The organism is Clostridioides sp. ZZV14-6387 (genome assembly GCF_020657835.1).
In the GTDB taxonomy this organism is placed as follows: Bacteria; Bacillota; Clostridia; order Peptostreptococcales; family Peptostreptococcaceae; genus Clostridioides; species Clostridioides difficile_A.
Map to the genome: position 1 here is coordinate 201,607 of NZ_JAGWCW010000003.1, position 8,250 is coordinate 209,856.

At 32.0% G+C, this 8,250-nt stretch carries 6 protein-coding genes; all 6 read left to right on the forward strand.

Features of this window, described 5'->3' with window-relative positions:
• The first annotated feature begins 114 nt into the window (after window positions 1–114).
• Window positions 115–1,476, forward strand: coding sequence for a uracil-xanthine permease family protein (locus KGF38_RS03180; protein WP_054270555.1), 1,362 nt, complete (start codon window positions 115–117; stop codon window positions 1,474–1,476).
• A gap of 73 nt (window positions 1,477–1,549) precedes the next feature.
• On the forward strand, window positions 1,550–2,944 hold the full coding sequence (locus tag KGF38_RS03185; RefSeq protein ID WP_054270554.1) for an amidohydrolase family protein: 1,395 nt from the start codon (window positions 1,550–1,552) through the stop codon (window positions 2,942–2,944).
• 61 nt (window positions 2,945–3,005) lie between these two features.
• The gene (locus tag KGF38_RS03190) at window positions 3,006–3,476 is read left to right on the forward strand and encodes a (2Fe-2S)-binding protein (protein WP_054270553.1); all 471 of its coding nucleotides are present in this window, start codon (window positions 3,006–3,008) and stop codon (window positions 3,474–3,476) included.
• 2 nt (window positions 3,477–3,478) lie between these two features.
• The gene (locus tag KGF38_RS03195) at window positions 3,479–5,695 is read left to right on the forward strand and encodes a xanthine dehydrogenase family protein molybdopterin-binding subunit (RefSeq protein WP_074179664.1); all 2,217 of its coding nucleotides are present in this window, start codon (window positions 3,479–3,481) and stop codon (window positions 5,693–5,695) included.
• An 82-nt stretch (window positions 5,696–5,777) separates the two neighbouring features.
• Window positions 5,778–6,449 (forward strand): flavodoxin family protein, encoded by a 672-nt coding sequence (locus KGF38_RS03200; RefSeq protein WP_054270551.1) that lies wholly within the window; start codon window positions 5,778–5,780, stop codon window positions 6,447–6,449.
• 358 nt (window positions 6,450–6,807) lie between these two features.
• Window positions 6,808–8,022, forward strand: coding sequence for a diaminopropionate ammonia-lyase (gene dpaL / locus KGF38_RS03205; protein WP_054270550.1), 1,215 nt, complete (start codon window positions 6,808–6,810; stop codon window positions 8,020–8,022).
• Window positions 8,023–8,250: the final 228 nt, after the last annotated feature.

Genomic DNA, 8,250 nt, shown 5'->3' on the forward strand with positions numbered 1-8,250 from the left:
TCAGTTTAGCTGTGTTTATCGGTTGAGCAATAAATTCATGGTCATAAAAATATTTATAGAAAATAATTATAAAAATATTTAGTCAAGATATTTATGTATGGGAGGATTTATTTTATGAAAACACGTAATACTTCAAAATATGATGTCGATGGGATACCACCACTAAAGGAATCAATACCTTTAGCTTTACAACATCTGTTAGCAATGATAGTAGGAAATATGGTACCAGCGATATTAATAGCAAACGTGGTAGGACTTAACCAGGGGCAAGCGACAATGCTGATTCAAGGCTCTATGTTAGCGGCAGGTTTGGCAACGTTTTTACAATTATATCCAATACCTTTATTTAAAGGATTTAAGTTAGGTTCAAGATTACCTGTAATGATGGGAATGAGTTATGTATTTTTAGGAGCATGTCTTTCAGTAGCAGCTAAGGATGGTTTAGCAGCTTTATTTGGAGCACAGATTGCTGCTGGGGTAATCGTATTCTTTGTAGGATTTGGAGTTAAGAAAATTAGACATATATTCACTTCAATAGTTTCTGGAACTATAATCGCATGTATGGGACTTGGATTATTTGCAACAGCTATAAAGAATTTAGCAGGTGGAGAAGGGGCAGAAACATTTGGAAGCCCAGTAAACTTTATAGTGGGAGTTATAGTTGCTTTTGTAATAATAATGATAAATAAATATGGTAAGGGTCTAGTAAAAAATTCTTCAATATTGATAGGAATATTGGTAGGTTATGCTATATCTTTAGTTTTAGGATTAGTTGATTTTTCAGCAGTTCAAGGAGCAGCCATAGTATCTTTACCAACACCAGCAGCTTTTGGATTAGAGTTTAGACCAGAGTTAATAGTAATGTTTACTATTATTTACATAATAGGTATAGCTGATATGATGGGTGCATGTACAATAGCTACAATAGGTGCAATGGATAGAGAGGTAACTGACGAAGAGTTATCATCAGTTGTTTTAGGAAATTCTATAACTTCTATAATTTCATCATTATTTGCAGCTCTTCCAACTGGAGTATTCAGCCAAAATACAGTAATCGTATCTATGAATAAAGTTACAAGTAGATTTGTAATAGCACTTGGTGCACTTGTATTATTACTAGCAGGAATATCTCCAGCATTAGGTGCAATAATGACAACTATACCATCTTGTGTTGTTGGTGGAGCAACTTTAGTAGTATTCTCATCAATAGCAATGTCTGGTTTCTCTATTATGAGTATGGATGGATTTACTGAAGAAAACAATCTTATAGCAGGAGTATCTATAGCAACAAGTATGGGTCTTACAACTGCACCACAAGTTTTAGACCAATTCCCAGCAACAATTGGAACTGTCCTTGGAGGGTCAAGTATAGTTTCTGGAGCAATAATAGCTATATTACTTCAGACATTATTTAAATTAAAATCAAATAAAAAGTCTGAAAACGTTACTTCAAACCTTGAGGAAAATATTGGATAAATGTATTAGATATGATATGAGAAAGCCATATGATAAAATGTTGTAATAAAAGTATTAATAAGGGGGATTTAAGATGATTGATATACTAATAAAAAATGCAATAGTTGTTACAGTTAATAAAGATAGAGAAGTCATATTTGATGGAGCAATAGCTATTCAAGGTGATAGAATTTTAGATATGGGAAACACAGCTGATATTGAGCCTAAGTATCTGGATGCTAAAAAGGTTATAGATGCTAATGGAAAAGTTATATTCCCTGGCTTTATAAATACTCATAATCATTTATTCCAAGTATTATTAAAAGGTTTAGGTGATGATATGGCACTTCATGAGTGGCTAAATACAATGATGTTTCCATCAGCAAAATTCTTAACAGAGCAAGATACTTATGATGCTGCAATGCTTGGATGTATGGAAGGTTTAAAAAGTGGTATAACTACAATGGTTGATTACATGCATACACACAATAGACCTGGACTTACAGATGGAATAGTAAAAGCGTATAAAGATTTAGGAATAAGAGGCGTTGTAGGTAGAGGTTGTATAGACTTAGGTATTCATAAAGAGCTTATAGAAGATGTGGAAACGGTTGAAAAGGATTTAAGAAGGGTATTTGAAAAATATCATAACTCAGAAAATGGAAGGATAAAAATTTGTGTAGCACCTTCTTCAATGTGGGCTATATCTGAAGAAATGGGTAAAATGCTTTGGAATATAGTTAAAGAATATGACTCATATTTTACAGTTCATATATCTGAAACAGAATTTGCAAGAACAGCAACAAAAGATATACATGGAGAAATAGATATAAAATTACTTGAAAAATGGGGTATAGTAGGTCCAGAAGTTGTAGCAGTACATTGTGTATGCATAACTGATGAAGACATGGAAATGCTTAAAAAGTATGATATAAAAGTTTCTCATAATGTTGCAAGTAATATGTATCTTGCCTCTGGAGTTGCACCTGTTCCAGAAATGTTAAAACAAGGAATAAATGTAAGTTTAGGTCTTGATGGTGCAGCAAGTAATAATGCACAAGATATGGTAGAGCTTATGAAACTAACAGCTTTACAACACAAAGTGAATAATTGTGACCCTCTTGCAATTTCTGCAGAAAAAGTTCTTGAAATGGCTACAATAGAGGGAGCAAGAACTCTTAGAATGGAAGATGAAATAGGTTCTTTGGAGATTGGGAAAAAAGCTGACTTAGTAATATTTAACTCAATGCTTTCTCCAAAATCAATACCTCTTCACAATCCTGTATCAACTTTGGTATACTCAGCTAGCATGCATAATGTAGAAAGTGTTCTAGTTGACGGAAATGTAATACTTGAAAATGGAAAAGTAACTACAATCGAAAGTGAAGAACAAGTATTATTGAATGCACAACATGCAGCAGAAGAATTATGTAAGAGAGCTAATGTAACTAATAGAATGGAAGGGCATAAGTGGAATAGCTTATACTAATATTAAAATAAGATTGTAATAATATTCTATTACAACATTAGTTTATCTGTAGGAGGAGAAAATGGAAAAAATAAAATTAAATATTAATGATTACATGTATGAAATAGAAATTGAAAATAATGAAACTCTTTTGCATGTACTTCGTGAAAAATTAAATCTAACTGGAGCGAAACAAGGTTGTAATAGTGGCAGTTGTGGAGCATGTAAAGTTTTGATAGATGGAGTTGACGTAAAATCTTGTAAACTTCTTGCAAGAAACTGCGAAGGTAAAGTTATATACACTATAGAAAGTTTTGCTAATGGGGAAAATCTTCATCCAATACAAGAAGCTTTTATAGAGGTTGGAGCTGTACAATGTGGGTATTGTACTCCTGGTATGATTATAACTACACAAGCTCTTTTAAATAGAAATACATCTCCTAATGAAGATGAGATTAGAGAGGCTTTTAAAGAAAATCTCTGTAGATGTACAGGATATGTGAAAATTATAGAAGCTGTAAAATTATCTGCAGCTAGATTAGGGGGTAGATAGTTATGGAAAAGGTAATAGGAAAATCATACCCTCTAAAAGATGCAGCTTTAAAAGTTACTGGTCAAATGAAATATGTGGCTGATATGAAACCACAGAATGTGCTTCATGCTAAAATGCTTTTAAGTCCTGTAGCACATGCAAAGATAAAAAGTATAGATATAAGTGAAGCAGAGAAAGTAGTTGGTGTTAGAGCTATAGCTACTCATCTTAACACATCACAAAGAAAATACAATGGTTCTTTGAGATTCTATGAACATAATATACCTGAAAACGAAGTTATATTTTCAGATACAGTTAGATTTGTTGGTGACCGTGTTGCAGCAGTAGCAGCAGAAACACCAGAAATAGCAGAAAAAGCTATAAAGCTTATAAAAGTAGAATATGAAGAATTACCAGCTGTATTTACTATACAGGATGCAATAAAAGAAAATGCTATATGTATACATGGGGATTCAAATATAGTTTCCCAAAACAACATAAATGGAGGAGATGTAGAAAAAGGATTCAAAGAATGTGATTATATATTTGAAGATGAATATTCTACTCCAGCAATACATCATAGTGCAATAGAGACTCACAGTGTAATTGCACACTATGATTATAATGATAAGTTAACTGTACATACACCTTGCCAAAATACATTTGGATTTAGAATAATACTATCTCAAATTTTTGGGATGTCACTAAATAAAATAAGAGTTATAAGACCTGCTATTGGAGGTTCATTTGGTGGAAAATTAGAACTTACAATTGAACCAGTAGCAGCAGCATTATCAAAAATGACTAGAAGACCAGTTAAAATGGTTCTTACAAGAAAAGAATCTATGATATCAACAAGAACTCGTCATGGGTCTTTTGTAAAATTAAAAACTGGTGTAAATAAAGATGGAGAAGTAATAGCACAAGATATAAAAATATATACAAATACAGGAGCATATGCGTCAAGTGCTTTAAATGTTATAGGTGCACTCAGCCATAAAGTATTTAAAGTTTATAAAATACCAAATATAAAATTTACTGGAATGCCTGTATATACAAATACACCAATAGCTGGAGCTATGAGAGGTTATGGTTCACCTCAGATATTCATGGCTCAACAGGCTCAATTTGCTAAAATAGCTAAGGAAATAGGAATGGATTTAGTTGATTTCCAAAATAAAAACGCAGTAGAACCAGATGATGTTGATATAATTTTCCATGGCTCTCTTGGAAATCCTAGAGTATTGGATTGTATAGAACAAGGCAAAAAAATGTTTAAGTGGGACGAAAAGAAGAATCTTCCAAAAGAAGAAGGAAAATATTTAAGAGGTATAGGTATGGCAATAGGTGCACATGGTAATGGAGTTTTTGGTGCACATAGGGATGTTGTTACATTGACTCTTAAATTAAATGAAGATGGTACATTGACACTACTTACAGGAGCACATGATATGGGTAATGGTGTTGTAACTATGCAAACAATGATGGTAGCTGAAGTTTTAGGAATAACACCTGATAAAGTTGAAACATTTGAAACTGATACTGATGCATGTACATTCAATCTTGGAGATTATGCAAGTAGAGGTGTATTTGTAGAAGGTGGAGGAGCTAAAAAAACAGCAGAGAAATTGAAAACACTTATATTAGAAGAAGCAGAAAAATTACTTGAAACATCAAAAGAGGAATTATATCTAGATGGTGGATATGTAATTAGTAAACTTGATGAAAATATCAAAGCATCATTATCTGATGTTGCAGTATATAGTCAAAGTAAGTCTTTAAGAGAATTAACTGTTGTTGAAGACTATTCTTCTCCTGCAGGACTTACTTCATATGGTGTACATTTTGCTGAAGTTTTAGTAGACAAAGAAACTAAAGATATCAAAGTGGTTGATTTTGTAGCTGTGCATGATGTTGGTAGAGTTATAAATCCTCTAAACTTAGAAGGTCAATTAGAAGGTGGAATTCACATGGGTCTAGGTTACGCATTGAGTGAAGAGTTAGCATTTGATGAGCAAGGGAGACCTAAAGCTACTGATTTTAAAACATATAAATTATTTAGAACTGTAGATATGCCAAAGTGTCAAGTTGCATTTGTAAATGGTTATGAAAAAGCTGGACCTTTTGGTGGCAAAAGTATTGGAGAATGTGCTGTTGTACCAGTTGCACCAGCTGTTGCAAATGCAGTATACAATGCAACTAATGTAGAAATACATTCATTACCAATAAAATTAAAGTAACAGAAGTTAAGGTAGAAATGACAATTTATTATATTTGTAAATGGATAATAAAAATAGATTTATTTGATGAGGAGATATTGTTATGGCAAAGATATTAGGTATCTGTGGAAGTCCACGTAAAGGAGCAACAGAATATGCAGTATTAGAAGCTTTGAAAGAAGCTGAAACTATACCTGGTATAGAAACTGAGTATTGGTCAGTTAGAGGGAAAAAAATAAGTCCTTGTGTACATTGTGATGCATGTATAAGAAAAGAGACTATGTGTATCATAAAAGATGATATACAAGAATTAGAGCAAAAAATATTAGAAGCAGATGGAATTATAGTTGGTTCTCCAGTATATGATATGAATATAACTGCTCAACTTACAGCAGTATTTAACAGACTTCGTCCTATGTATTTAGTTCATCCAGGAAAGCTTCAAAATAAAGTTGGAGCAGCTATAACTACTGGTGGAACTAGATATGGTGGTCAAGAGCTTACAAAACTTCCTATAATAAATTTCTTCCTAATGCATGAAATGTTAGTATCTGGAGGTTTAGGTGGTTGTTATATAGGTGGGACAATATGGAGTAAAGATGGAAAAGCAAAAGGTGCACAAGAAGACGAAACAGGTATGGATACTATAAAAAGACTTGGAAAAGGAGCAGCAGAAGCTGTTATGGTTTCTAAGTTTGGTCTTGAAAAATGGAATGTTGTAAAAGAGGAATTAGATGTTAAGAAAGATGAAAAATCACCTCTTAGAGACCATTAAAAACTTATTAGATTATGAATATGTAAATAGTGATGTAATAGATTATTACATCACTATTTATGTTTTAATTTAGATTTTATAAGCTAGGTATTAAAAAATATACAAACAGAGGATTTTAAGATTTGTTTTTAAATTTTAAAAATGAGAATTAAAAAGTGAGAAGATAGAAAAGGTTTTTCATTTATTAAATTCTACACACATTGTATGAATTAAAGGTAGATAAGAAAAAACAATAAAAGCATTGCAATTTCTATATTAAGCAGTCATAGAAAAATATCCAACATATATTTAGTATTGGCATGTTAATTGCTTATATATTAAAGTATAAAAATTTAACAATAATTTGGAGGTATTTTAGATGTTAAAAGAGATTAAATGGAAAGTAAATAATTTGCCAAAAGGTGACAAGGAAAATTGTATTAAATTCTTAAATGAAGAAGAAATAACTAAGGTTAGAAATTTTCATAAAAGCTTTCCTCAATATAAAGAAACTCCATTAGCAAACCTAGAAGGTTTAGCAAAAAAATTAGGAGTTGCAGGAGTATATGTTAAAGATGAATCTTATAGATTTGGATTAAACGCATTTAAAGTTTTAGGTGGTTCTTACTCTATGGGTAAATATTTAGCTCAAAGATTAGATACAGATATATCTGAATTAGGATATGACAAATTAACTTCAGATGAAATAAAAGAAAAATTAGGAGAAATAACTTTCTTTACAGCTACAGATGGAAATCATGGTAGAGGAGTTGCTTGGACTGCTAATAAATTAGGTCAAAAATCTGTTGTATTAATGCCAAAAGGTTCTTCTGAGTTTAGATTAAATAAAATTAAAGGAGAAGGAGCAGATGCTAGTATAACAGACTTAAACTATGATGATGCAGTAAGATTAGCTAATGATTATGCAGAAGCTGATGATCATGGAGTAATGGTTCAAGATACAGCATGGGATGGATATGAAGAAATTCCAGCATGGATAATGCAAGGATATGGAACTATGGCTCAAGAAGCGATAGAGCAATTAAAAGAATATGGAGTAGACAGACCAACACATGTATTTGTGCAAGCAGGGGTTGGTTCACTTGCTGGAGCAGTTCAAGGATATGTTGCTTCAATATACGATGAATGCCCAATAACAGTAGTAGTAGAAGCTGATGAAGCTGATTGTTACTATAAATCAGCAGAAGCAGGAGATGGAAAACCAAGATTTGTTGGAGGAGATATGCCAACTATAATGGCTGGTCTTGCTTGTGGAGAACCAAATACTATAGGATTTGAAGTATTAAAAAATCATGCTGCAGCATTTGTTTCAGCACCAGACTGGGTTTCTGCTAAAGGTATGAGAACATTAGGTAATCCTTTAAATGGGGATGCAAAGGTAATCTCTGGAGAATCTGGAGCAGTTACAACTGGTCTTTTAATAGCAGCTATGGAAAGAGAAGATTTAGCAGACTTAAGAAAAGATTTAAAATTAGATGAAAATTCAAGAATACTTTTAATAAGTACAGAAGGAGACACTGACCCTGATAAATACAGAAGTATAGTTTGGGATGGAGAATATCCAAGTATATAAATAATGATTAAAATATCATTATTAAGTAGCAATTTACATATTTAGAAAATATATAAATTCTAAAATTTAGAAAGTATATAACATATAATACATACATTATAAAAAATCTAGGGGGATAATGAAATGTTAAATGAACAAAGAAAACAAGAAGTAACTGAAGTATGCCAAGATTTAATAAGAAATGCTAGTTATTCAGGTCAGGAAGAAAATGTAGTAAAAGCAATAGAA